General features: G+C 60.5%; 20 protein-coding genes. 6 read left to right on the plus strand and 14 right to left on the minus strand.

The features are described from left to right. Positions 1 to 104: 104 nt before the first annotated feature. From AWM79_RS04070 to plsB, 3 genes are all read right to left on the minus strand, one after another. A complete protein-coding gene (locus tag AWM79_RS04070) occupies positions 105 to 794 on the minus strand; it encodes a DUF4197 domain-containing protein (RefSeq protein ID WP_060782198.1) in 690 nt (229 codons plus the stop codon). 295 nt (positions 795 to 1,089) lie between these two features. Beyond that, positions 1,090 to 1,710, minus strand: a complete 621-nt coding sequence (locus tag AWM79_RS04075; RefSeq protein WP_060782199.1) for a hypothetical protein — start codon at positions 1,708 to 1,710, stop codon at positions 1,090 to 1,092. Positions 1,711 to 1,833: 123 nt separating this feature from the next. Next, positions 1,834 to 4,332 carry a glycerol-3-phosphate 1-O-acyltransferase PlsB gene (gene plsB / locus AWM79_RS04080; RefSeq protein WP_060782200.1) on the minus strand — a complete coding sequence of 833 codons (2,499 nt, stop codon included), beginning with the start codon at positions 4,330 to 4,332 and terminating at the stop codon, positions 1,834 to 1,836. 258 nt (positions 4,333 to 4,590) lie between these two features. Between plsB and AWM79_RS04085 the strand changes: the two genes are divergently transcribed. Beyond that, a complete protein-coding gene (locus AWM79_RS04085; protein WP_060782201.1) occupies positions 4,591 to 4,800 on the plus strand; it encodes a cold-shock protein in 210 nt (69 codons plus the stop codon). 86 nt (positions 4,801 to 4,886) lie between these two features. On the opposite strand, the gene AWM79_RS04090 is transcribed toward AWM79_RS04085, so the two are convergent. The 4 genes from AWM79_RS04090 to AWM79_RS04105 form a co-directional block, all read right to left on the minus strand. Further along, positions 4,887 to 5,264 carry a hypothetical protein gene (locus tag AWM79_RS04090; protein WP_060782202.1) on the minus strand — a complete coding sequence of 126 codons (378 nt, stop codon included), beginning with the start codon at positions 5,262 to 5,264 and terminating at the stop codon, positions 4,887 to 4,889. A gap of 84 nt (positions 5,265 to 5,348) precedes the next feature. Further along, positions 5,349 to 6,158 carry a putative RNA methyltransferase gene (locus AWM79_RS04095; protein WP_060782203.1) on the minus strand — a complete coding sequence of 270 codons (810 nt, stop codon included), beginning with the start codon at positions 6,156 to 6,158 and terminating at the stop codon, positions 5,349 to 5,351. Beyond that, a complete protein-coding gene (dapE, locus tag AWM79_RS04100; RefSeq protein ID WP_060782204.1) occupies positions 6,158 to 7,309 on the minus strand; it encodes a succinyl-diaminopimelate desuccinylase in 1,152 nt (383 codons plus the stop codon). Before dapE ends, AWM79_RS04095 begins: the two co-directional genes overlap by 1 nt. A 182-nt stretch (positions 7,310 to 7,491) precedes the next feature. Further along, a complete protein-coding gene (locus tag AWM79_RS04105) occupies positions 7,492 to 10,083 on the minus strand; it encodes a glycosyltransferase (RefSeq protein ID WP_060782205.1) in 2,592 nt (863 codons plus the stop codon). Positions 10,084 to 10,344: 261 nt separating this feature from the next. Between AWM79_RS04105 and tcdA the strand changes: the two genes are divergently transcribed. Further along, complete coding sequence (gene tcdA, locus AWM79_RS04110) at positions 10,345 to 11,154, plus strand: tRNA cyclic N6-threonylcarbamoyladenosine(37) synthase TcdA (protein ID WP_017130849.1); 810 nt, start codon at positions 10,345 to 10,347, stop codon at positions 11,152 to 11,154. A 51-nt stretch (positions 11,155 to 11,205) separates the two neighbouring features. Here the strand turns inward: tcdA and AWM79_RS04115 are convergent, their stop codons facing one another. From AWM79_RS04115 to map, 7 genes are all read right to left on the minus strand, one after another. Next, complete coding sequence (locus AWM79_RS04115; RefSeq protein ID WP_060782206.1) at positions 11,206 to 11,619, minus strand: SufE family protein; 414 nt, start codon at positions 11,617 to 11,619, stop codon at positions 11,206 to 11,208. Beyond that, entirely contained in the window at positions 11,616 to 12,821 is a 1,206-nt protein-coding gene (locus tag AWM79_RS04120; RefSeq protein ID WP_060782207.1) for an aminotransferase class V-fold PLP-dependent enzyme, read from the minus strand. Before AWM79_RS04120 ends, AWM79_RS04115 begins: the two co-directional genes overlap by 4 nt. Positions 12,822 to 12,940: 119 nt before the next feature. Then, positions 12,941 to 13,975 carry a 2,3,4,5-tetrahydropyridine-2,6-dicarboxylate N-succinyltransferase gene (gene dapD / locus AWM79_RS04125; protein WP_060782208.1) on the minus strand — a complete coding sequence of 345 codons (1,035 nt, stop codon included), beginning with the start codon at positions 13,973 to 13,975 and terminating at the stop codon, positions 12,941 to 12,943. Between the two features lie 46 nt (positions 13,976 to 14,021). Then, the gene (locus AWM79_RS04130; RefSeq protein ID WP_017130853.1) at positions 14,022 to 14,330 is read right to left on the minus strand and encodes an arsenate reductase; all 309 of its coding nucleotides are present in this window, start codon (positions 14,328 to 14,330) and stop codon (positions 14,022 to 14,024) included. A gap of 142 nt (positions 14,331 to 14,472) precedes the next feature. After that, positions 14,473 to 15,672 (minus strand): succinyldiaminopimelate transaminase, encoded by a 1,200-nt coding sequence (dapC, locus tag AWM79_RS04135; protein ID WP_060782209.1) that lies wholly within the window; start codon positions 15,670 to 15,672, stop codon positions 14,473 to 14,475. 36 nt (positions 15,673 to 15,708) lie between these two features. Then, complete coding sequence (locus AWM79_RS04140; RefSeq protein ID WP_060782210.1) at positions 15,709 to 18,411, minus strand: [protein-PII] uridylyltransferase; 2,703 nt, start codon at positions 18,409 to 18,411, stop codon at positions 15,709 to 15,711. 21 nt (positions 18,412 to 18,432) lie between these two features. Then, positions 18,433 to 19,215 carry a type I methionyl aminopeptidase gene (gene map, locus AWM79_RS04145; protein WP_060782211.1) on the minus strand — a complete coding sequence of 261 codons (783 nt, stop codon included), beginning with the start codon at positions 19,213 to 19,215 and terminating at the stop codon, positions 18,433 to 18,435. A gap of 399 nt (positions 19,216 to 19,614) precedes the next feature. Here map and rpsB point away from each other — a divergent pair, with 399 nt between their 5' ends. From rpsB to frr, 4 genes are all read left to right on the plus strand, one after another. Continuing rightward, the gene (gene rpsB / locus AWM79_RS04150) at positions 19,615 to 20,352 is read left to right on the plus strand and encodes a 30S ribosomal protein S2 (protein WP_017130857.1); all 738 of its coding nucleotides are present in this window, start codon (positions 19,615 to 19,617) and stop codon (positions 20,350 to 20,352) included. Between the two features lie 192 nt (positions 20,353 to 20,544). Next, positions 20,545 to 21,408, plus strand: a complete 864-nt coding sequence (tsf, locus tag AWM79_RS04155) for a translation elongation factor Ts (RefSeq protein ID WP_060782212.1) — start codon at positions 20,545 to 20,547, stop codon at positions 21,406 to 21,408. Positions 21,409 to 21,608: 200 nt separating this feature from the next. Next, on the plus strand, positions 21,609 to 22,352 hold the full coding sequence (gene pyrH / locus AWM79_RS04160; RefSeq protein ID WP_003189161.1) for a UMP kinase: 744 nt from the start codon (positions 21,609 to 21,611) through the stop codon (positions 22,350 to 22,352). Next, the gene (gene frr, locus AWM79_RS04165) at positions 22,349 to 22,906 is read left to right on the plus strand and encodes a ribosome recycling factor (protein ID WP_017127121.1); all 558 of its coding nucleotides are present in this window, start codon (positions 22,349 to 22,351) and stop codon (positions 22,904 to 22,906) included. Before pyrH ends, frr begins: the two co-directional genes overlap by 4 nt. Positions 22,907 to 22,917 lie beyond the last annotated feature (11 nt).

Consider the following 22,917-nt stretch of genomic DNA (forward strand, 5'->3'; position numbering starts at 1 on the left):
CGAGCACATACGCCTGGTCTTTCTCGGCATTCCGGGGTTCGCCGCAGCCATAGCTCTGGCGCACCTTGCGCAGCAGTCGTTCCCTCTCTGTGAGAGGGAAGTGCCTACAGCGCGCCGAACACCTTTTTCGCCAAGCTGGTCGCCGCTTGCGCCGGGTTGGCGCGGATGCCTTCTTCCTTTTGCGCGATCATCTTGAAGAGGCCATCCAGAGCCTTTTCCGTCACGTAGTTTTCGATGTTGGCACTCTTGGCATCGAGCACGCCGAGGGTCGCGGCTTGTCCGGCGAACGAGTTGTACTGCTTGGCCAGGCCGACCTGGTCGGTGGCCTGTTTGACGATCGGCAGGAACTTGGCGCGGATTTGCTCGCGGCTGCTCTTGTCCAGGTACTGGGTGGCCGAGTCCTTGCCACCGCTGAGAATGCCCTTGGCATCGGTTACGGTCATCTTTTTCACCGCGTCCACCAGCAGCGCCTGGGCCTGTGGCATGGCTGCCTCCGCGGCCTTGTTCATACCGGTTTCCAACTGCTCGACCTGTTCACCCATGCCGAACTGTTTCATCTTGCTGGCGACTTTGCCTAGCTTGCCCGGCAGTTCGATCTTCACTTCAGGGTTATTGCTGAAGCCGCCCGGTTTGCCGAGCGTCGTCACAGCCGCCACGGCACCCTGGGCCAAGGCATCCTTGAGGCCGCCCGAGGCTTCGCCTTGGGAAAGGCTGTCCAGGGACAGGGCCAGGGCGTTGGTGCAAATCAGCAAACCGGCACAGAGGCCAAGCAGATGTAGGGAAGGGCGGCGCATGGAAAGCTTCCTTATTCGAGAGGTGAGAAATGACCGGGCAGACGACACGGGTCCGCCAGGGTTGCGGAGAAGCAACCTGGTACCCACGAGAATCTAACGGATTTGCCGCCGAACGTCAGCGCTCGACGGCTACTGGCCTGGACGGTGAGTGCGTTAGCTCAAGTTCGGATGCCAGCAGTTCATGGTCAAGGCGCTGTGACTCGTCTAGCCGGGCTATGACGAGGAACGACAACGCCGCTCAGGGACTTGTGGCGCCGAAATTGACTCATAGAACTCACCACACAGGCCGCTAGTCTCAGGCGCTCAGGGTAAGGTTTTGCGGTTTTTCCTTCTGCAGCACCACGGTCCTGGGGATAGGTTTCATAGTGAATTTGCGACGGCTGCCGAAGGTGCCTTGGGTCTCGTAGGCCTGGCCGGGTTTGACCTTGAGCGGATCATAACGCAGGTAGCGGGGAATCGAACCCTTGAGCAAGGTGATTTCCTCGCTGAGAACATACGGCGGAATGCCGGGCTCGGTGAGGGCGACGAGTTTCAGGGTGGCCAGGGTGTTTTCTTCCGTACCGATCAACGGCACCAGGGCGGCGCTCAGGTAGAGATAGCCGGGTGGGCTCAGGTGAAAATTTTCTTGCTGATTGTCTTTACGCCAGCGGAAGCTGTACTTGAGGTCGGCCAGCAGCGAGACACCGGCGACGCTCAGGTCGAACTCGATCTCGATTTTGCAGTTGTACCTGAGATCCTGTGGGAGTTCGAAAGTGAAGCGCCACGGCGCTTGGGCGGGAAGTCGGGCAGCGGTCCAAGTACCCAGGACCGTACCGGTACAGCGGTTACGCAGGATGATCCGGGTCTCGGCCATGGTTGGGATCGAGTAATCCGGCGGGAAGTGGAAAATAGCGGTCACGGCATTTTTTGCAGTCATCTCGATATCCTTATCGAACGCGTCAAAAGCAACGCAGGGTTCAGTCTATACGACTGTGCGTGGGTAAAAATCGATAAGGAAACATCCGTGTATCTTTGTTGAATTGTCTGACGTGAGGTCTGCTTATTCTCCGAGATTGGCCTGTGGGTCGGCGGCGTCTTCGCTACGGTGCAGCGCCACCTGGCGGATCGATAAGCGGATCTGCGCTGGTAACACGCGTTTGGCTGCGCCTTCCGCCAGCTCGCCGAGCAGTTCGTGATAACTCAGTTTGCCGGCTTCGTTTCGGCGCAGGACGTCGAGGTCGAGCAAGGTCTGGATAAAGTGGCGGAACAGGCTCTTGTCGAAGAACTCCGGCGCGTTGAGCCCATGCAGGATCGACAGGCGCTGGGCCATGACCGTACACAGGTCTTCCAGCTCCTCGGCGCTGATGCTGCTCTGGCCGCTGTTGAGCAGCAGCGAGATGGCCATGTAAAAACGCTGCAGGGTCTGGGCAATGCTTTTCGACAGCAGGGTCAGCAGTACGAAATGCCGCGAACTGGGTGCCGGGCGCAGGTAAACTTCGTTTTCGAAGCGCAGCAGGCCCTGTTCGACAAAGGCTTCGAGCCACTGATCGATCACTGCGTCGAGTTCGTCGAGGGACCAGCGAATGAACAGTTCCGATTGCAGGTACGGGTACAACGCCCGGGTATAGCGCAGGATCAGTTCACGGCTCATGCGTGACGAGCTCTGGAAGAAACTCGCCAGCAATGCCGGCAGGGCGAAGATATGCAGGACGTTGTTGCGATAGTAGGTCATCAGGACGGCGTTCTGCTCGTCCAGGTAGAGGATTTTGCCCAGGGCATCGCTTTGCTCGGAGAGCAGGTCCATTTCCTTGACGTGCCGGATCAGCGCCTGGCCGTCGCCTTGCGGCAGGGTGGTGTGCGGCGAGTAGGGCACACGGCGCAGCAAGGCCAGGTAAAGATCGAGGACCCTGGCCATGGCGCGGTCGTCCAGGGCCAGGCGGCTGGTGGACAGTAGGGCCAGGGCCACCAGGTTCACCGGGTTGATCGCGGCGGCTTCGTTCAGGTGCCGGGCCACACGTTCGCCGAGGCGGTGGGTGGTTGCATTCAGCCACGCCGGTTTGAACTGCGGCCCCAGCGCCTGAGTACGCCAGTCGGGCTGCTCCTGGTCGAGGAATTCGGCGAGCTTGATCGGCTCGCCGAAGTTGACGGCCACTTGGCCGAAGCGCTGCTTGAGGGCACCGATGACTTTGAAGATGTCGAAGATCGATTCCTTTTTCTTGCTTGCTCCGCGCAGTTCACCGAGATAGGTGCGACCTTCCAGTACTCGCTCGTAGCCGATGTAGACCGGAACGAAGACAATCGGTGTGCGCGAGGAGCGCAGGAAGCTGCGCAGGGTGATGGCCAGCATCCCGGTCTTCGGTTGTAGCATGCGCCCGGTGCGCGAGCGCCCGCCCTCGACGAAGTACTCCACCGGAAAACCCTTGGTGAACAGGGTATGCAGGTATTCATTGAACACCGAGGTGTAAAGCGGATTGCCCTTGAACGTGCGGCGCATGAAGAACGCACCGCCACGACGCAGCAGGCTGCCGATCACCGGCATGTTGAGATTGATCCCGGCAGCGATGTGCGGCGGGGTCAGGCCGTTGCGAAACAGCAGGTAGGACAGCAACAGATAGTCGATGTGGCTGCGATGGCAGGGCACATAGATCACCTCGTGACCAGGGGCCACGGCTTGTACGCCTTCGATGTGGTTGACCTTGATGCCGTCATAGATCTTGTTCCAGAACCAGCTCAGTACCACTTCGAGGAAGCGGATCGCGGTGTAGGTGTAGTCCGAGGCGATCTCGTTGCCGTAACGCAGGGCCTGGGCCTTGGCCTTTTGCGTGGAGATGTTCTCACGCTGGGCCTGTTCGAGGATCGCCTGGCGTACCAACGGCTCGTTGACCAGGCCTTTGACCAGATTGCGTCGGTGGGACAGGTCGGGACCGATGACGGCGGTCTTGAGGTGGCGAAAGTGCACCCGCAGGATGCGCTGGGCCATGCGCACCGTGCGCTCCAAACCCTTGTTGTGTTCCACCAGGTCGCGCAGGTGGATCGGCGCGGAGAACTGCACGCGGGTCTTGCGCCCGAGAATCAGGATGCTCAGCAGCCGGCGCAGGCGCCCGGTGACTGCCCAGCTATCGGCGAACAGCAGTTTCCAGGGGCTCGATTCGCTGTCTGGCGACTGTCCCCAGAACACGCTGACTGGGATGATCAGGGTATCTTCGGCGGCGTGTTGGCTCAAGGCATCGACCAGGCGGGTCAGGGTCGGCGGTGCGCCGCGCTTGTCCTGGCGGCCCAGCCAGTCCGGATCCGGGGTCAGGTAGAAAAATGCCGCCGGCTCCATCAACGACCCTACCGATACCGGCAGCACCGGGCGTGGCAGGCCGGCCCGGGTGCATTCGTGATCGACCACGGCCAGATCGGTCAGCGACGGCGATTGCAGAACGTAGAACACTGGGCGACTACGGTCGAGGTTGAGCGTCAGGGCCGACTGATTGATCGTCTCCGAGCGCACCCACAGATACAGCAGGCGGCGCAAGGTGCCAAACGCAAGACGGCGGAACGGGGAGCGGGTCATACGGCTTCTGCTTAAGGTGGCTGCTTCAGGAGAAATAGACCGAGTGTTCGCTCGGGGTTGGTAGTGTGCCGTATCTGCCGAAAATCGGCAAAAAGGCGACGAAGTAATATTGATTGAGAGTTTTTCGAGCTGTCTTATACTCCCAGGTTCGCCATGAGCGGTATGACCCATGCGCGTCACGTGAAGCTCTGGCGATCAGGCTTGGAGAACCCTACGAGCGGGGTTCATTCGATAATAATAAAGACGGAGTACGGATTCATGGCAACTCGCGAGACAGGCAGTGTGAAGTGGTTCAACGATGCCAAGGGCTACGGCTTCATCCAACGCGAAGACGGCACGGACGTGTTTGTGCATTACCGCGCGATTCGTGGTGAAGGCCATCGTTCCCTCGCCGATGGGCAGCAGGTCGAGTACGCACTGGTGGAAGGCCAGAAGGGCTGGCAGGCTGAGGACGTGGTCGGGCTGTAATACCGTGTGACGTTGCTGACAGGAGATATTGTGGCGAGGGCTGGCCGCTCGCCACAGAGGATCCATGCAAGCCCGGCTTGCGGCGGTTACACGGTACGCCAGGTGATCTCTTCTTCGCCATCGGCGCTGACGCGGATCCAGCGATCGGCGCTTTCCTCGCCTTCTTCCTCGACCCAGCTCCCCGGCGCGCAGCGCACTTCGATGTTCAGCGCGGCAAAGGCGGCGCGGGCGCAGGCAATGTCATCGTCCCACGGCGTCTGATCACTTTCCAGGTACAGGCTGTTCCATTTGCCCACAGCCTTGGGCAACCAGGTTACCGGCACGCCTCCTGCCTGGCACTTCCAGGTCTGACCCTTCTGGCTCCATTCGGTACACGGACCGAGGGCTTCGCCGAGCCAGATGGCAATGGCTTTGTGGTCGACGTCAGCGTCTTTCAGATAAATCTCGATATCGGGCTGGCGCATGGATATCCTCGTTGCGGCCACTGAAAAAATCCATTCGCGGATTCGGTCGATCGCCAACCAGGGCTGGCGAAGTAGGTTGTAGGGTTAGGGCACAACGAAGTAATCGTAGCGCATCGACACACTGACTTCGAATGGCTCGGCCTGTTCGATCACCAGGGCGCGCCGCTCGGCGCTGGCGCGCCAGCCGTGCGGAGTCATCGCCAGCAAGTTGGCGCGATCCTGGGCACTGGTCAGGCTCAGCTTGAACTCCAACACTTCGCTGTGTTGCAGCGTCATGCCTTCCGGTACCAGCGCCAGGTGCTTGTCGTCGGTGTATTCACGCACCTCCTCGTAGAGCCGTTCGCGCAGCTCCATCAGGTGACCACTGGTCGGTCCGACCTTCATCAGGCCGCCGCCGGGGCTGAGCAGGCGCTTGGCTTCCTGCCAGTCCAGGGGGCTGAAGACGCTGGCAAGAAACTGGCAACTGGCGGTGGCCAGCGGAATACGCGCCATGCTGGCGATCAACCAGGTCAATTGCCGATTGCGCCGGCAGGCGCGCTTCACCGCTTCACGGGAGATGTCCAGGGCATAACCGTCGGCGGCGGGCAGCGCCTCGGCGAGCTGCGCGGTGTAGTAACCCTCGCCACAGCCGATATCGACCCAGCGCCCTGGGTTGCGTTCGGCGGCCAGCTCGGCCAGGCGCCTGGCCACCGGGGCGTAATGCCCGGCATTGAGGAAGTCTCGCCGGGCCTCGACCATTGCTTGGTTGTCACCTGGCTCGCGGCTGTTCTTGTGCTGCACCGGCAGCAGGTTCAGGTAACCCTGGCGGGCGCGGTCGAAACGGTGTCCAGCCGGACAGGCGACACCGTTGTCGACTGCACTCAGCGGTGCGCCGCAGAGAGGGCAGGTGAGCATCAGGCGAGCAACTTGATCAGAGTCTGGTAGTAGATTTCGGTCAGTACATCGAGATCGCTGGCCAGGACCCGCTCGTTGACCTGATGAATGGTCGCGTTGACCGGGCCCAGTTCCACCACCTGGGTGCCGAGGGTGGCAATAAAGCGTCCATCAGAGGTGCCGCCGCTGGTCGAGGCCTGGGTCTCGCGGCCAGTGATCGCCTTGATGCTGGCCGACACCGCATCGAGCAGTGCGCCTGGTTCGGTGAGGAACGGCAGGCCGGACAGCGCCCAGTCCACATGCCAGTCCAGTTGGTGCTTGTCGAGGATCGCCGCGACCCGCTGCTGCAGGCCCTCGACGGTCGACTCGGTGGAGAAGCGGAAGTTGAACAGCGCGGTCAGCTCGCCGGGGATCACGTTGGTCGCGCCGGTGCCCGAGTTGAGGTTGGAAATCTGGAAGCTGGTTGGCGGGAAAAACGCATTGCCTTCGTCCCAGTGCTCGGCGGCCAATTCGGCCAGAGCCGCGGCGGCCAGATGGATTGGGTTTTTCGCCAGGTGCGGGTAGGCCACGTGGCCTTGCACGCCCCGTACACTGAGCTTGGCGCCGAGAGAGCCACGGCGACCGTTCTTGACCACGTCGCCCACCAGCGAGGTGCTCGATGGCTCGCCGACGATGCACCAGTCCAGGCGCTCCTGGCGGGCGGCCAGACGTTCGATCACAGCCTTGGTGCCGTGATGGGCCGGACCTTCTTCATCGCTGGTGATCAGGAAGGCCACCGAGCCCTTGTGGTCCGGGTAGTCGGCGACAAACCGCTCGGCCGCCACCAGCATCGCCGCGAGGCTGCCCTTCATGTCGGCGGCGCCGCGTCCGCAGAGCATACCGTGTTCGTCGATCACTGCATCGAAGGGATCGTTTTGCCAAGCCTGGAGCGAGCCGGTTGGGACCACGTCGGTATGACCGGCGAAGCACAGCACTGGACCTTCGTGGCGGCCATGGCTGGCCCAGAAGTTATCCACATCTTCAATTCGCATCGGCTCCAGCTTGAAACCGGCATCACCCAGGCGCTGCATCATCAGCTTCTGGCAGTCGGCGTCGACAGGGGTCACCGACGGGCGACGGATCAGATCACAGGCAAGTTGCAGGGTGGGCGAAAGGTCGGCGTGGGCCGTCATGGGAAACTCCGAAAACATGAAAGACAGGCTCAGTCCACGGTATGTTGGTTTGGCCGTGGAACCGTGCTCGACCAAGGCGTGGAAAATGGCGGATATCTTAAAGCAAAACGGCGACCAGAGGCCGCCGTTTAGTGCATTTGTGGGGCGCTGGCGTCGCCGCGACGCCTTTGCGCGCCAGCGTGCTACGCTACAGGCAGTTGTTCCGGCGCCCCGATTGGTTTGGGCCGCGAAGAAACAAAGGCCATGACCAGGGCGGCCAGGTACGGCAGCGACTGCACCAGCAACATGGTCACCCAGAAACGTATGTCGTTGCTTGGCAGGCCTTGTACCAGGAAGATCCCCAGTGCCGCCCCCCATAGCAGCAGCATGATAAACAACTCTTCCCGAGCTTCCGAGATCGCCACCCACAGGCCGTGATTGTCGGCGTTCTTCGGCGTGCGGAAGAATGGAATGCTGCTGGTGAAGAAACCGTACAGCACGGCCTTGGCAATGGTGTGCGACAACGCCAGGCCGGCGAGTGCGGCGGCAAAGGCATCCTTCATGTTGACCCCGACCGCGCGGCGGTAGAGGAACAGGATTTTGGCGACCTTGAACACGAACAGCGCCAACGGCGGGATTGCGAAAATCAGTAGTGGCGGATCGACCCGCTGCGGCACGATGATCATCGCCGCCGACCAAAGCAGAGCACCGACGGTGAAGAAGATGTTCATACCATCGGCGACCCACGGCAACCAACCCGCGAGGAAGTGGTAGCGCTGGCCACGGGTCAGCTCGGTGTCCTTGCCGCGCAGCAGGCTGGCGGTGTGTCGCTTGATGATCTGGATCGCTCCGTAGGCCCAGCGGAAACGCTGTTTCTTGAAGTCGATAAAGGTATCCGGCATCAGCCCCTTGCCATAGCTTTCGTGATGATAGGCTGCCGACAGGCCTTTCTCGAATACCCGCAAGCCCAGTTCGGCATCTTCGCAGATGCACCAGTCGGCCCAACCCAGCTCTTCGAGCACCGAGCGCCGGGTCATGGTCATGGTGCCGTGTTGGATGATGGCGTCCCGGTCGTTGCGCGTGACCATGCCGATATGGAAGAAACCCTTGTACTCCGAGTAGCAGAGCTTTTTGAAGGTGCTTTCGCTCTGGTCGCGGTAGTCCTGTGGCGATTGCACGATGGCGATCTTCGGATCGGCGAAGTGCGGCACCATGTGTTTGAGCCAGTTGCGGTCGACGCAGTAGTCCGAATCGATCACCGCGATCACCTCGGCATCTTTGGCGGTATGCGGGATCAGGTAGTTCAGCGCACCCCCTTTGAAACCGGCTAGCGGTGCGACGTGGAAGAAGCGAAAGCGTGGACCCAGGGTTTCGCAATAGGCCTGCACCGGCTCCCAGACCGCCGGATCCTTGGTGTTATTGTCGATGATCAGGACTTCGTAGTCCGGATAATCGAGGGCCGCCAGGGCGTCGAGGGTTTGCTTGACCATCTCTGGCGGCTCGTTGTAACACGGCACATGGATCGAGACTTTCGGGCGGTAGTGTGAGTCACCCTCCACCGGTGGGAATTCGCGCCGACGCTTGCGGGTCCAGACCGTCTCAGCCAGTTCGTGAGCCTCGGTCAGTAGCACGATAAATACCCCCAGTGCGCCGAGAGCCAGCAGCAAACCTACCGTCAGGCTGAACCAGGTACTGTATTGCTGGCTGTAGTCATAGCCGATCCATACCAGCACCGAACCGCAGAGGAACGCGATGAAGGTCAGGAAAGTCCGGCCACGCTGGCGCAGGGCGGAGCCGTCGATCAGCAGCGTGGCCAGGGACAGCATCGCCAGCACCACCGAGCCAATAGCCAGTAGGCGCCATTGCGGGATGGCGACTACCGGGCCTTCGAAGTTGAATTTCTGCTGGCGGGCCGCGTTGTACACGCCCCAATAAGCGCCCACGGAGCCTTCGTCGCTGGCTTTCCAGGGCTGGTCGAAAGCCTCGATCACGAAGTAGTTGAAGCCCTGGCGGTTAAGTTTGTTCACCAGCGTGCGCAGGTAGATCGCTTGGTCGGCTTGGGTGGCATCGGCGCCGCCACGCATCCGGCCGTTGCTCGGCCAGCCGACTTCCGACAGCAGCAAGGGCTTCTTCGGGAACAGGCGCTTGAGTTCGCGGGCGCGGTCCAGCACGTACTGGCCGGACTTCTCCATCGGGATGAACTCCCAGTACGGCAGGATGTGCGCGGCGATCAGGTCGACATGCTTGACCAGTTCCGGGTTGTGTTCCCAGATGTGCCATTGCTCGGAGGTGGTGACCGGCACTTTGACGGCTGCACGCACGCGGTCGAGCAGTACACCCAGTTCCTTGGCGGTAATTTCCTCGCGGAAAATCGCCTCGTTACCCACCACCACGCGAACCACGCTGCGCGAGGTATTGGCCAGTTCGATGGCACGGCTGATTTCCCGTTCGTTACGCTCCTGGTCCGGACTGATCCAGATACCCAGGGTCACTCGCAGGCCGAACTCCTCAGCCAGTTTGGGAATATCCTGCAGCGTGCCGTCGACCGAGTAGGTACGGATGTTGTCGGTCAGCTTGCTGATGATTTCCAGGTCGCGACGCATATCATCGTCGGTTGGAAACTGGTCTTTCTGCGGGAACTGGCCCTGTTGGAACGGTGAGTAGGAGAAGCCGGAAATGTGTTCAGGCCAGTTGGGGGCCGATACCGGACGGTTGATCAATGCCCAGAAGCCGGTGAACAGCGCGGCGATTGCCAGCACCACCACCAGATTGAGTCCAAATTTACGCGATGACATAGGTATTTCGGATTCCGAAAGCTAGAACGTTGAACGGCGCGGCGCGCATCCTACACCTGCAATTCGCTGAGCGCACAACAAAGTGGTGGATGGTTGAGCTTTGGCAATGACAGTTTGCTTAAGTTCTTTCCTGGATCTTTGTAGCTTGTTTCTGGTGAAGATGGTGTCATTTTTACTCAAGCGACAGCCATTCGTAGCCTGAAGGTGCCTGCAGCCTTCGAACGGCCCTATAATGCGCGCCGATTTTTCGGGTTATTGGTCATGAGCGCAGAAGATCCACGGTTTGCCGGCGTTGCCCGGTTGTATGGCATTGAAGGGTTGGCGCGGTTGAAGGCTGCGCACGTGGCCATCGTCGGTGTGGGCGGGGTTGGCTCCTGGGCAGCGGAAGCGATTGCCCGCTGTGGCGTGGGGGCGATTTCCCTGTTCGACCTGGACGATGTCTGCGTCAGCAACAGCAATCGCCAGCTACACGCTCTTGACAGCACCGTGGGCCGCGCCAAGGTCGAGGTCATGGCCGAGCGCCTCAAGGGGATCAACCCGGAATGTCGCGTACAGGCGGTGACGGATTTCGTCACCCGCGACACCATGGCTGAGTACATCACGACGGATATCGATTGCGTGATCGACTGCATCGACAGCGTCAATGCCAAGGCGGCGCTGATTGCCTGGTGCAAGCGGCGCAAGATCCAGATCATCACCACGGGCGGCGCCGGTGGGCAGATCGATCCAACACTGATCCAGGTCTGCGACCTGAATCGCACCTTCAACGATCCGTTGGCGTCCAAGGTACGCTCGACCCTGCGTCGCGATTACGGCTTCTCCCGCACGGTGACTCGCCATTACAGCGTGCCCTGTGTGTTTTCCGCTGAGCAACTGCGTTATCCGAAGCCCGATGGCAGCATCTGCCTGCAGAAGAGTTTTGTCGGCGATGGCGTGAAATTGGACTGTGCCGGAGGATTCGGCGCGGTGATGATGGTCACCGCGACCTTCGGCATGGTGGCGGCCACCAAGGCGGTGGACAAGATCGTTGCGGGTGTGCGACGGCCATCGGAGCGGATAAAACCCGAGTAGCGGACGGACTCCCGTGGCGAGTGAGCTGGCCCGCTCGCCACGGGAGTCCGTTCAACCCTGCGTGCCGGTCAGCTCATGCATCCGCTGCAGCACCGCGTGCAGGCCGTTGCTACGGGAGGGCGACAACTGCCGGGCTAGCCCCAACTGGTTGAACCAGCCTGGCAGGTCGATCCCTTGCAGCTCTTCAGCGGTCAGGCCATTGACCCGTACCAGCAGCAACCCCAGCAGTCCGCGGATTATCCGTGCATCGCCGTGGGCCACAAACTGCCAGCGGTTGTCCTGCAATAAGCCGGTCAACCAGACTTGACTCTCACAGCCGTGTACCCGGTTAGCCTCGATCTTGTCGACATCGGCCAAGGGGGGCAGGCGTTCGCCCCATTGCATCAGCAACCGTGCTCGTTGCTCCCAGCTCGCTGCCATCTGGAAGCTCTCCAAAGCGCTCTGCGCTTGTTTGGGCAAACTCATCGCAACAGATCCATTGCCTGATCCAGCGCTTCGAAAAAACGCTCGAGATCATCGGAGTCGTTGTACAGCGCCAGCGATACGCGGATCGCGCCGTTCAGGCCGAGGCGTTTCATCAACGGCATCGCACAGTGATGGCCGGCCCGGACCGCGATGCCCTGTTCGGTCAGCAGGTGGGCAAGATCGGCATGATGCATGCCGTCGACGACAAAACTGGCCAATGCCGTTTGCGGCTCGCCGAGTAGCCGAATGCCCTTGCGCACTTTCAGGCCTTGCAGCAGGTGGGCGTGCAGCGCTGCTTCGTGGGCGAAGACGGCGGATTGGTCCAGGCCGGTGAGGTAGTCGAGGGTCGCCCCCAACCCGATCACGCTGGCAATGGCGGGTGTCCCGGCCTCGAAACCCAGCGGAGCGGGGCGAAAGCTGGCGTGTTGGTAATCGGCATCCTGGACCATCTCGCCGCCGAATTGCCAATGACGCAACTGATGCAGTGCCTCATCGCGACCATAGAGCACGCCGAGCCCTTCGGGACCATACAGCTTGTGGCTGGAGAACACGTAGAAGTCGCTACCCAGCGCCTGCACGTTGTGGCGACCGTGTACCACCCCCTGTGCGCCGTCGACGACCGTCAGGGCGCCCTGGTTCTTCGCCCATGCCAGCAGCTCCGGCAAGGGTTGCCAGGCGCCGAGCACATTGGATAGCTGGCTGACGGCCAGGAGGCGGGTGCGTTTACCGATCAGGCCACACGCAGCCTCAACATCGATCAGGCCAGCCGCATCGATGGGCAAGACGATCAGCTTGAGGCTTCGGCGTTGTGCCAGTTGCTGCCAGGGCAACAGATTGGCGTGGTGTTCCAAGGCACTGATAACCAGCTCATCGCCCGCTTGAAAAAGCGCTTCCAGGCCATAAGCCAGCAGGTTCAGCGCCGAGGTGGCGCCATGGGTGAAGATCACTTGCCCGCTGTCTGCGATGTTCAGCCATTGGCCGACCTTGATCCGGCTGTCTTCGAAGGCCTGGGTCGCATGGGCGCCGGGCAGGTGCTGGGCGCGATGGACGTTGGCCGCGCCATTGGCGTAATAATGCGCCAGGGCATCGAGCAGGGCTTGCGGTTTTTGCGTGGTGGCGGCGCTGTCCAGATAGATCTGGTCCTGCCGTTGCAGGGCGGCGATGGCCGGAAAGTCGGCACGCCAGGGAGAGGGAATCAACATAGTGTTCGGCCCTGGTTGCATGGACGGGGATGCGCAAACCCGGAGGCGCCGAGCTGGCTGGCGAAGGTGGCCTCGTGGGCACCCTCGCCGGCAAGCCGGCCTTACAACAGCGATCCTGCTCAGTTATGCGCGTGCAGGGCTTCGTTCAGCTCGATGGCCGACTTGTGGGTCTTGCATTCCACCGCGCCGGTTTCCGAATTGCGCCGAAACAGCAGGTCCGGCTGGCCGGCCAGATCGCGGGCCTTGATCACTTTGACCAACTGGTTGTTCTCGTCGAGCAGCGCGACCTTGGTGCCGGCAGTCACGTACAGGCCGGACTCCACGGTGTTGCGGTCGCCCAGCGGGATACCGATACCGGCGTTGGCACCGATCAGACAGCCTTCGCCGACCTTGATCACGATATTACCGCCTCCGGACAGGGTGCCCATGGTCGAGCAGCCGCCGCCGAGGTCCGAGCCCTTGCCAACGAATACTCCCGCCGACACACGGCCTTCGATCATGCCTGGGCCTTCGGTACCGGCGTTGAAGTTGACGAAGCCTTCGTGCATCACGGTCGTGCCTTCGCCGATATAGGCGCCCAGGCGAACCCGTGCGCTGTCGGCGATACGCACGCCGCTCGGCACCACGTAGTCGGTCATTTTCGGGAACTTGTCCACCGAGAATACCTCCAGCAGCTCGCCACGCAGGCGGGCTTCCAGTTGGTGCGCGGCCAGCTCGGAGAGGTCGATGGCACCCTGGCTGGTCCAGGCCACGTTCGGCAGCAACGGAAATACGCCGGCCAGGCTCAGGCCGTGGGGCTTGACCAGGCGGTGGGACAGCAGGTGCAGCTTAAGGTAGGCCTCGGGGGTGGAGCTCAGTTGGGTGTCTTCAGCCAACAGGGTGGCCACTAGCGGCTTATGGCTTTCGGCCAGGCGGGTCAGCAGCGCGGCCTGGGCGGCGTCGATCCCTTTCAGCGTTTCGGCCAATTGCGAGGCTTGAGCGGTGGTGAAACCGATCGCCTGGTTGCCGCCGGTGTAACCCAATATTGGCGCGATGGCTGCGACCAGTTCGGCGGACGGTTGGATCAGCGGTTGGGCGTAGAACACTTCCAGCCAGACACCTTGACGATTCTGGGTACCAACGCCGAAGCCCAGGCTGAACAGAGTAGTGGACATGCAGTTACCTCTTGCAAAAATGAGTGGGGGCCTTGAGCGCTCTGGCTCAGTTGAGGGCCGCCGCGTAGCTATCTGGCTTGAAGCCAATCAGCGTTCGGTTACCGAGATCGAGCACCGGGCGCTTGATCATCGAGGGCTGAGCGAGCATCAGCTCGATCGCTTTCGCCTGGTCGAGATCGGCTTTATGTTCGTCGTCGAGTTTACGAAAGGTGGTTCCGGCGCGGTTCAGCACTACTTGCCAGCCGTGCTCGTCGCACCACCGGGTCAGGTGTTCGCGGTCGATGCCGGCGGTCTTGTAGTCGTGAAACTCATACGGCACGGCCTGCTCTTGGAGCCAGGTACGGGCCTTTTTCATGGTGTCGCATGCCTTGATTCCGAAAAGGTGCAACGTTTTGCTCGAAGCGGTCACAGCAATTGCCTCCCCTTTGGAGATGTGAGGGATGAAAGGTTGAAGATTATGCCATGACCCGGCGACTTGAGAGCGTTCCTGGCTGTAACTACTTGCGGCGTTGGATAAACGCGCGGATCCGCTCAGCGGCTTCAACGCATTCGGCGAGTGGCGCAACCAGTGCCATGCGCACGCGCCCGGCCCCCGGATTGACGCCGGCCACTTCGCGGGACAGGTAGGAGCCGGGCACCACGGTTACATGCTCTTGGGCAAACAGATCACGGCAGAACGCCGCATCGTCGCCTTGCACATTCGGCCACAGATAGAAGCTGCCATCCGGCCGCTGTACATCCAGCACGGGTGCCAGGATCTCCAGCACCGCATCGAATTTCTCCCGGTACAGCGCACGGTTAGAGCGTACATGGACTTCGTCGTTCCAGGCAGCCACGCTAGCCAACTGGGTCTGCACTGGCATCGCGCAACCGTGATAGGTGCGATACAGCAGGAAAGCCTTGAGAATATCGGCGTCACCGGCAACAAAACCCGAACGCAGCCCCGGCAGGTTGGAACGTTTGGACAGGCTGTGGAACACCACGCAACGCTTGAAATCCTTGCGACCCAGCGCCACGCAGGCGCTGAGCAGGCCTGGCGGCGGTGTCTGCTCATCGAAGTACAGTTCGCTGTAGCACTCGTCGGCGGCGATCACGAAGTCGTGTTCGTCAGCCAGGGCAATCAGTTTTTTCAGGGTCTCTACTGGAATCAGTGCGCCGGTCGGGTTGCCCGGTGAGCAGAGAAACAGAATCTGGCAACGCTGCCAGGTCTCGCTCGATACGGTGTCGAAGTCTGGGTTGAAGCCGTTCTCGTCCAGGCACGGCAGGTAGTGCGGCTTGGCTCCGGCGAGGAAGGCCGCGCCTTCGTAGATCTGATAGAACGGGTTGGGGCTGACCACCAGTGCATCGTCGTCACGGTTGACCACGGTCTGGGTGAAGGCGAACAGCGCCTCGCGGGTGCCATTGACCGGCAGGACATTGCGCGCCGGATCGATCCAGCCGCTCGGCACGCCGAAACGCCGCTCGCACCAGCCGGCGATGGCTTCACGCAGGGTCGATACGCCGAGGGTCGTCGGGTACACGGCCATCTGCTCCAGGTTGGCGCTCAGGGCCTCGGCGACAAACGCCGGCGAGCGGTGTTTCGGTTCACCGATGGACAGAGCAATCGGCCGCTTATCCGCGTTCGGCGTCACGCTGGCGAGCAGGGCGCGCAGCTTCTCGAACGGGTAGGGCTGCAACTGGTTCAGGGCGTTGTTCATCGGTAACGGTGCTCGCTTCATTCAGGTGTCGGCGCGTCAGAGACTCAGGCGCGTCGTTTCAGGGGGCGGTTCGGCGTCGACACTCAACTGTTCGACGATAGCGTCTTGCAATCGGCTGCACAGTTGCGGGTCGGACAGCGGTTGGTTGTCGGCGTCGGTAATGAAGAACACATCCTCCACCCGTTCGCCGAGGGTGGCGATCTTGGCGTTCTGCAGCGACAGGTCGAACTCCAGGAAGATCTTGCCGATCCGTGCCAGCAGGCCGGGCCGGTCTGGAGCGCTGAGCTCAAGTACAGTCACCGGGCGCTGGGCGTCATTATGGATGGTTACCTGCGGGGCGAAGGCGAAGTGCTTGAGCTGGCGCGGTACTCGGCGTTGGATGATGGTGGGGTAGTCGTCGGGATTGCGCAGGGCCTCGGTCAGGCCATCGCGGATCTGCCGGACCCGCTTCGGGTTGTCGCCGATGGCGCCGCCGTCGTTGTCTAGCACGATATAGGTGTCGAGGGTGAACTGGCTGCTGGAGGTGATGACCCGGGCATCATGGATGTTCAGGTTGAGCTGGTCCATGGCGGCCACGGTCACGGCGAAAAAGTCATGTTGGTCCGGGGCGTAGATGAAGATCTGCGTGCCGCCTTCGAATTCGCGCTGTGTGGTTTCCTTGATCAACACCAACGGTCCGCCATCGGCTGGCTGCTGGAGGATTGCATCGCTGTGCCAGGCGACATCGCCGGCGGTGTGACGCAGAAAGTAGTCATCGCCCAGTTGCGACCAGAGTTGCTCGACATCGTCGGGGTCGGTGCCCGCGCGCACCAGGATATCCAGGGCGGCGCTTTGGGTCTGGCGAATCTGCTCTTCGCGGTCTACCGGGTTTTCCAGGCCGCGGCGCAGGGCGCGCTTGGTCTCGGTGTAGAGCTGGCGCAACAGGCTGGCGCGCCAGGAGTTCCACAGGCTCGGGTTGGTCGCGTTGATATCGGCGACGGTGAGCACGTACAGGTAATCCAGGTACACCTGGTCGCCGACGGTCTGGGCGAAGTCATGGATGACCTGCGGATCGGACAGGTCCTTGCGCTGGGCAGTGGTGGACATCACCAGGTGGTTTTGTACCAGCCAGACGATCAGGCGGCTGTCCCAGGCGGGCAACTGGTGGCGCTTACAGAAGGCTTCGGCGTCGATTGCGCCGAGCTCCGAGTGGTCGCCGTGGCGGCCCTTGCCGATGTCGTGGTAGAGCCCGGCCATGTAGACCAGTTCGGGCTTGGGCAGCTTGGCCATCAGCTTGGCGGCCAGTGGGAATTTCTCGGAAACCTGGGTGTACTGCAGCTTTCGCAGATGCTTGATCAGGTTCAGGGTGTGTGCATCGACCGTATAGATGTGGAACAGGTCGTGCTGCATCTGCCCGACGATGTCGCCGAACTCCGGCAGGTAACGCCCGAGGATGCCGTAGCGGTTCATCCGGCGCAGGTTGCGGTGGATACCGATCTTGCACTTGAACAGCTCGATGAACAGGCTGGTGTTGCGGATGTCGTTGCGAAAGTCATCGTCGATCAGGTGACGGTGTTCGCGCAGCAGGCGGATGGTGTCGGCACGCACGCCCTTGATTTCCGGTTGCTGAGCCATCAGTACGAAAATTTCCAGCATGGCAAATGGCGTGCGTTTGAAGACGTTCGGCTTGCTTGCTTCGATATAACCGTCGTGCAGTTGGAAACGCGAGTTGAGCGGCTGCGGCGCAGCCTGGTCTGCCGGGGCGAGGATGACCTCTTCGAAGTGCTGGATGATCAGGTCGCTGAGCTGGGCAATGCTCATGACCACCCGGTAATACTGCTGCATGAAGTTCTCAACGGCCTGCTTGGCGTCGTCGCCCTGAAACCCCAGCAGCCCGGCGATGCTGCGTTGATGGTCGAACAGCAGGCGGTCCTCGGAGCGCCCGGCGAGCATGTGCAGGGCATAGCGGACCTTCCAGAGAAACTCCTGGGAGGAGGCCAGCAGTGCGTTTTCACTTTCCACCAGGAAGCCTTCGCCAGCCAGGGCGCGCAGGTTCAGGGTGCCGTACTGGCGACGGGCAACCCAGAGAATCGTCTGGATATCCCGCAGACCGCCGGGCGAGCCCTTGACGTTGGGTTCCAGGTTGTATTCGGTGTCGTTGTATTTGTGGTGGCGGGCCTTCTGCTCGGCGTGTTTGGCCAGGAAAAAGTTCTTGCTCGGCCACATGTGGGCGGTGCTGGTGACCTCAAGCATGTGCTGGCGCAGGTGCTCGGGGCCAGCGATGGTGCGACTTTCCATCAGGTTGGTGATAATGGTCAGGTCGGCGCGTGCCTCTTGGGCGCACTCGTCGATCGAGCGAACGCTCTGGCCGACTTCCAGGCCGATATCCCAGAGCAGGGTCAGGAAGCGCTCGATGGAGTCGCGAAAAATCTCGTGGTCGGCGCTGTCCAGCAGGATTAGCAAATCGATGTCCGAGTAGGGGTGCAATTCCCCCCGGCCATAGCCGCCGACTGCCACCAGGGTGATATCGGCGTCTTCGTTCCAGTCGAACTGCTCCCAGGCTTTTTGCAGGATGTTATCGACGAACCAGGCGCGATCCTCGATCAGCCGACGGATATCGCGTCCGCTGCGAAAGCGTGCGTCGAGGACCTCACGAGCCTGGCGGATGGCTTTCTTGAATGCCGCTATCGGGCTGGCCTTCAAGGCCAGTTCCGCCTGGAACTGACCGCGGTCGAAGAGTTCGGGGTCCACCTGCGGCATCGATTGGTTTACCTTTGTGGATCAGGCTGAGACGCGGGGGATGGTGTCATCGCGGCGCAGGGTGAAGATCTCGTAGCCGGTTTCGGTGACCAGCAAGGTGTGTTCCCACTGGGCCGAGAGCTTGCGGTCCTTGGTGATAGCGGTCCAGCCGTCGCCCAGCACCTTGGTGTCGGCCTTGCCCTGGTTGATCATCGGCTCGATGGTGAAGGTCATGCCGGCTTTCAGTTCCATGCCGGTACCGGCGCGGCCATAGTGCAGAATCTGTGGCTCTTCGTGGAAGATTTTGCCGATGCCGTGGCCACAGAACTCGCGAACCACCGAGAAGCCATTCTTTTCAGCGTGTTTCTGGATGATTTCGCCGATATCGCCCAGGCGGCAGCCAGGCTTGACGATCTCGATCGCTTTGTACATGCATTCCTGGGTCACCTGGGACAGGCGCTCGGCCCAGACCGGCACGTTGCCGACATGGAACATCTTGCTGGTATCGCCGTGGTAGCCGTCCTTGATCACGGTCACGTCGATGTTCACGGTGTCACCATCCTTGAGCGGCTTGTCGCCGGGGATGCCATGACAGACCACGTGGTTGACCGAGGTGCAGATCGACTTAGGGAAACCCTTGTAGTTGAGGGGCGCGGGAATGGCCTGTTGTACGTTGACGATATAGTCGTGGCAAAGGCGGTCCAGTTCCTCGGTGGTGACGCCAGGCTTGACGTATTCACCGATCATTTCCAGTACATCGGCGGCCAGCTTGCCGGCGACGCGCATTTTTGCGATGTCCTCGGGAGTTTTGAGGGTGACGGTCATACAGGCTCTCTATGCGCTCGTCGGCGCTGATAAACACGGGAAAAGGTCGAGCAGGGCAACATCCGGTCATGGAGTGTTGCGTTCTCAAAACCCTGAAAAATGCGATTCTAACAGACTGAGGAGGCAAATCATGAGGTCCGGATATCGCTTGTCTCCATAAAGAATGGGGGCTTCAGGTGCAAAACCAAGGGGCGCACCAAAGTCCTTGATAGGAAATACGAATCCAGGTTTCGTTTTTGTCCTCCCTGTGGTATAACATGCGCCGCTTTGCGGGGATGCCCCGAAAGGCTTAAATCCACACACGTGTCGACACGATGACCTGGGTGCCTTCAGCTTGATGCTGCCGGGTTGGTCATTGGGATGCGTGGAGGCCAAACCCGACTTAATTAAGGAACTATCATGTCCCAAGTCAACATGCGCGATATGCTGAAGGCCGGTGTGCACTTCGGTCACCAGACCCGTTACTGGAATCCGAAAATGGGCAAATACATTTTCGGCGCGCGTAACAAGATCCACATCATCAACCTCGAAAAAACCCTGCCAATGTTCAACGAAGCTCTGACTTTCGTAGAGCGTCTGGCCCAGGGTAAAAACAAGATTCTGTTCGTCGGTACCAAGCGTTCCGCTGGCAAGATCGTCGCTGAAGAAGCAGCACGTTGCGGTTCGCCGTATGTCGATCACCGTTGGTTGGGCGGCATGCTGACCAACTTCAAGACCATCCGTGCTTCCATCAAGCGTCTGCGTGACCTTGAAGTGCAGGCCGAAGATGGCACCTTCGCCAAGCTGACCAAGAAAGAAGCGCTGATGCGCACTCGCGATCTGGAAAAGCTGGATCGTAGCCTGGGCGGTATCAAGGACATGGGCGGTCTGCCAGACGCACTGTTCGTGATCGACGTTGACCACGAGCGCATCGCGATCACCGAAGCCAACAAGCTGGGTATCCCGGTCATCGGCGTTGTCGATACCAACAGCAGCCCGGAAGGTGTTGACTACATCATCCCAGGCAACGATGACGCCATTCGCGCCATCCAGCTGTACATGGGTTCGATGGCTGACGCGGTGATCCGCGGTCGCACCAACGTTCCTGGCGGTACCGTTGAGTTCACCGAAGAAGCGCCGGTTGCCGCCGCTGAGTAATCGACGCCCTGGCGTTGGCTCAGTAAGCAAAAAGGGGGCCTGGCCCCCTTTTTGCCCCCTCGAAAACCATTTGTCTGGCGCGCCGTTGCAATGTCTGTAACGTGTAGCTGCTAACAAGGGTGGTTCGAGAAGAATTGAACGCCCGTTCGATCGGGTGGAATGGTTGATAACCTATCCAAGAGGAATTTTGAAATGGCAGAGATTACTGCAGCGTTGGTCAAAGAACTGCGCGAGCGTACCGGCGAAGGCATGATGGACTGCAAGAAGGCCTTGACCAAGGCCGGTGGCGACATCGAAAAAGCCATCGATGACATGCGCGCATCGGGCGCCATCAAAGCCGCGAAGAAAGCAGGCAACGTTGCTGCCGAGGGGGCTATCGCGATCAAGGACGACGGTAAGTCTGCCGTTATCCTGGAAGTGAATTCGCAGACCGACTTCCTGGCTCTGCAAGACGACTTCAAGAACTTCGTTGCTGCCAGCATTGAAAAAGCTTTCGCTGACAAACTGACCGATGCCGCTCCGCTGATCGCCGCTCAAGAAGTCGCTCGCGAAGCCCTGGTTGCCAAAGTGGGCGAGAACGTCAATATCCGTCGCCTGGCCCGTATCGAGGGTGACGTGATCGGTTCCTACCTGCACGGCAACAAGATCGGCGTGGTCGTGGCTCTGAACGGCGGTAACGTCGACCTGGCCAAGGACATTGCGATGCACGTAGCGGCCAGCAACCCTGAGTTCCTGCTGCCTTCGCAAGTTTCCGCTGAAGCTATCGAACGCGAAAAAGCCGTGTTTCTGCAGTTGAACGAAGAGAAGATCAAAGGCAAGCCGGAAAACATCGTTGAGAACATGGTCAAGGGCCGTATCAGCAAGTTCCTGGCCGAAGCTAGCCTGGTTGAGCAGGCGTTCGTCAAGAACCCTGAAATCAAGGTCGGCGAGCTGGCCAAGAAAGGTGGCGCCGAAATCGTTTCCTTCACCTATTTCAAAGTAGGCGAAGGTATCGAGAAGCCAGCCGACAACTTCGCTGAGGAAGTGGCTGCACAGCTGGCTGCCGCCAAGCAATAAGACGGTTTTCAACTGTCGACCCAAGAGGCTGCCCGCTTACGCGCGCAGCCTCTTTTCAAATGGGAGGAGAGTTTCTCTTTTTCCTTTCGGAGCCGGCTTACAAGGCTGTGTTCCGATGGCGCTGTAGCAGCGTCCAGCTAGTGTTAGCGCGAGTTGCAAACAATTCGCAAGTTTTTTAAACGCCGCAGGAGAGATTCGCAATGGCTCAGCAGGGCAGTGGTTATCAAGCTCGCTATAAACGCATTCTACTCAAGCTGAGTGGCGAGGCCCTGATGGGCTCGGAAGAGTTCGGGATCGATCCGAAAGTCCTGGATCGCATGGCGCTGGAAGTGGGGCAGTTGGTCGGCATCGGTGTGCAGGTCGGCCTGGTGATCGGAGGGGGTAACCTGTTCCGTGGCGCCGCCCTGAGCGCTGCGGGGATGGATCGCGTCACCGGCGACCATATGGGTATGCTGGCTACCGTGATGAACGCGTTAGCGATGCGCGACGCGCTGGAACGTGCGAATATCTCTGCCATCGTGATGTCGGCCATTTCCATGGTCGGCGTGACCGATCATTACGATCGTCGCAAGGCAATGCGTCACCTCAACTCCAAGGAAGTGGTGATTTTCGCAGCGGGTACCGGCAATCCGTTCTTTACCACGGATTCGGCCGCTTGCCTGCGCGCAATCGAAATCGATGCCGACGTGGTGCTTAAGGCGACCAAGGTCGATGGTGTCTACACCGCCGATCCGTTCAAGGATCCGCATGCCGAGAAGTTCGATCATCTGACCTACGATGAAGTACTGGATCGCAAGCTCGGTGTCATGGACCTCACCGCTATCTGCCTGTGCCGTGATCACAAAATGCCGCTACGTGTATTTAACATGAACAAGCCCGGCGCCCTGCTGAACATCGTGCATGGCGGCGCTGAAGGAACCCTGATCGAGGAAGGCCAACAATGATCAACGAACTCAAGAAAGACGCTCAAGAGCGCATGCAGAAATCCCTGGAGTCCCTGGCTCACAACTTCGGTCGCATCCGTACCGGACAGGCTCATCCGAGCATTCTGGAAGGCGTGATGGTGCCTTACTATGGCGCCGATACCCCGATCAAACAGGTGGCCAACATCACCGTCAAGGATGCACGGACCCTGCAGGTGGTGGCATTCGAGCGCAACATGCTCGGCGCGGTGGACAAGGCCATCGGTAGCGCCGGCTTGAACCTGAACCCGACCAACCTGGGCGAGCTGCTGCTGATTTCCATGCCGGCCCTGACCGAAGAAACCCGTCGTGGTTTCACCAAGCAGGCCCGCGAAGAGGCAGAAAACGCCCGAGTTGCGGTGCGCAACATTCGCCGTGACGTGCTGGGCGACCTGAAGGACCTGGTCAAGGAAAAGGAAATCAGCGAAGACGAAGAACGTCGTGCTGCCGACGAGATCCAGAAGCTGACTGACAGCTTCGTGGCTAAAATCGAAGTGGCCGTGAAGCAAAAAGAAGCGGACCTGATGGCTGTATAAGGGTCAGGACG

Source organism: Pseudomonas agarici, from assembly GCF_001543125.1.
In the GTDB taxonomy this organism is placed as follows: Bacteria; Pseudomonadota; Gammaproteobacteria; order Pseudomonadales; family Pseudomonadaceae; genus Aquipseudomonas; species Aquipseudomonas agarici.